Annotated in this window: 1 protein-coding gene and 1 pseudogene; both read right to left on the bottom strand. The window is 64.0% G+C overall.

All coding sequences use genetic code 11. The features are described from left to right. Positions 1-634, bottom strand: a 634-nt coding sequence (gene istB, locus NA2_RS21165) for an IS21-like element helper ATPase IstB (RefSeq protein ID WP_008599345.1), incomplete at its 3' end; no start/stop codon positions are given. Positions 635-639: 5 nt separating this feature from the next. Next, a pseudogene (gene istA, locus NA2_RS21160) lies at positions 640-2133 on the bottom strand (IS21 family transposase); the annotation flags it as partial. Positions 2134-2248: the final 115 nt, after the last annotated feature.

The raw sequence follows: 2248 nt of genomic DNA, 5'->3' as shown, positions 1-2248 counted from the left end.
CGTCGCCGAAGACGGCGGGCCATTCGCCGAACGCAAGGTTGGTTGTGACGATGATCGAGGTGCGTTCGTAGAGCCGGCTGATCAGGTGGAAGAGCAACTGGCCGCCGGCCTGGGCGAAGGGGAGATAGCCGAGTTCGTCGAGCACGGCGAAGTCGAGCCGCGTAAGGTAGTCGGCGATGCGGCCCTGCTTTCCGGCGCGATGCTCCGTCTCGAGACGATTGACCAGATCAATGACGTTGAAGAAGCGGCCGCGCGCTCCATTGCGGATGAGGGCTCGGGCGATCGCGATGGCCAGGTGCGATTTGCCCGTGCCGGTGCCGCCGATGAGGACGGCATTGCGTTGATCAGCGATGAAGGCGCCGGTGGCGAGATCGCGCACGAGAGCTTCGTTGACGGGCGTGTCGGCGAAGTCGAAGTCGTCGATGTCCTTGGCCAGCGGCAGCTTGGCGACGGTGAGCTGGTATTTGATCGAACGCGCCTGCTTCTCGGCGATCTCGGCCGACAGCAGGTCGCCGACGATCCTGGGTGGCTCGTGCTGGCGCTTGATGGCGGTGCCCATGATCTCGTCGTAGGCGCTGCGCATGCCGTAGAGTTTCAGCGTTCCCATCAGGTCCAGAACTTCGGTTCGTTCCATCAGCTTGCCCTCCTGAGGCTGTCGTAGCGGGCGCAGTCGGCCTGCGGCTCATGGCGCAGACGCAGCGCATCGGGTGTGAGGATGGTGACGGCCGGCGCCGGATCGCGCCGGCGGGCCAGGATGTTGAGGATGACGGCGGACGAGTAAACGTTCTCGGCGAGCGCCTGCTGGCAGGCGGTCTCGACGGCATCGAGTCCGTCCGACAGCACGGCCGTCAGGATCGAGACCATCTGCCGATCACCGTCGTGGGCAGTCTTCAAGCGCCGCCGCACCCGCTCCATCGCTTGGGGCAGTTCCCAGCCCTGGAACGGCGCACCGTTGCGCAGCGCGCCGGGCTTGCGGGCCAGCACCGGCACATAATGCCATGGATCGTAGACCGTCTGATTGCGGCCGAAGCAGCGGGCATGCTCCCCCACGATCGCCCCGTCCTGACGGATGACGATGCGATCGGCGTAGGCCTGGATCTCGACCGGCCTCCCGACCGCGGTCGACAGAACCGAGTATTTGTTGTTGTCGAAGCGCACGGTGCAGGTCTTCGACACCGAGGCGGGCACCGTGTGGAACCCGTCGAAAGGGCCACGATAGCCGACCAGCTTGCCGCGCTCCTCCTCGAACACGTCCCAGATCGTGCGCTCCGGCTGGTCGACATGCCGATGCGCCCTGGCATAGGCGACGCACTTGTCGAGCAGCCAGGCGTTCAGTTCCTCGTAGCTCTTGAAGCGCAGCCGCGGCGTGAAGAAGCGCTCGCGCACCAGCCCGACCTGGTTCTCGACCTGCCCCTTCTCCCAGCCCGACGCCGGGGTGCAGGCAACGGGCTGCACCAGATAGTGGCTGCACATCTGCAGGAAGCGGCGATTGTATTGCCGCTCCTTGCCGACGAAGACCGTCTCCACCGCCGTCTTCATGTTGTCATAGATGCCGCGTGTGCAGGTCCCGCCGAAGAAGGCGAAGGCTCGGTCATGGGCGTCGAACACCATCTCCTGCGTCTCCCGCGGATAGGCTCTGACGAACATCATGCGGCTGTGGCAGAGCCGGACATGGGCGACCTTCACGGTCACGGTGACGCCGTTGATCAGGACGATCTCGTGGCTCCAGTCGAACTGGTAGGCATCGCCCGGAGGATAGAACAGCGGCACGTAGGCCTCGGCCATAGTCGCACCGCAGGCCTTGTCCCGGCTCTTGGCATAACGCCGGATCGCGTCGTAGCTGCCCTCATAGCCCAGCGCCCGCAATTCCTCATAGATGCGGATCAGCGTCAGGCGCTCGCGCTTCTGCTTCGCATCATTGCCGTCCAGCAGAGCATCAAGCTGAACCTGCCATGGGCCGATCTTCGGCTTCGGCTGGTGCTGACGCTCATACCGGAACTCGGTCGCATCGGAACGAAGCACCTTACGGACCACCTTCCGTGATATGCGCAACTCGCGGCAGATCTCCTTGATCGACTTCCCCTGCACCAGCGACAGCCGGCGTATCTTCGCAATCGTCTCCACGACCAACATCCAAAACAAGTGCCTCCGATGATACCGAAGGCAGTCTGAAGCCCCTGCGTTACAGGGGTCCCTTTTGGACGCCGATCACCCCTGAAACAGGGTCCTTATTCCACGCCGAAACACA

It is taken from the genome of Nitratireductor pacificus pht-3B (assembly GCF_000300335.1).
In the GTDB taxonomy this organism is placed as follows: Bacteria; Pseudomonadota; Alphaproteobacteria; order Rhizobiales; family Rhizobiaceae; genus Nitratireductor; species Nitratireductor pacificus.
The sequence above is the reverse complement of the archived record's forward strand: the minus strand, read 5'-3'. Positions and strand labels throughout refer to the sequence as shown.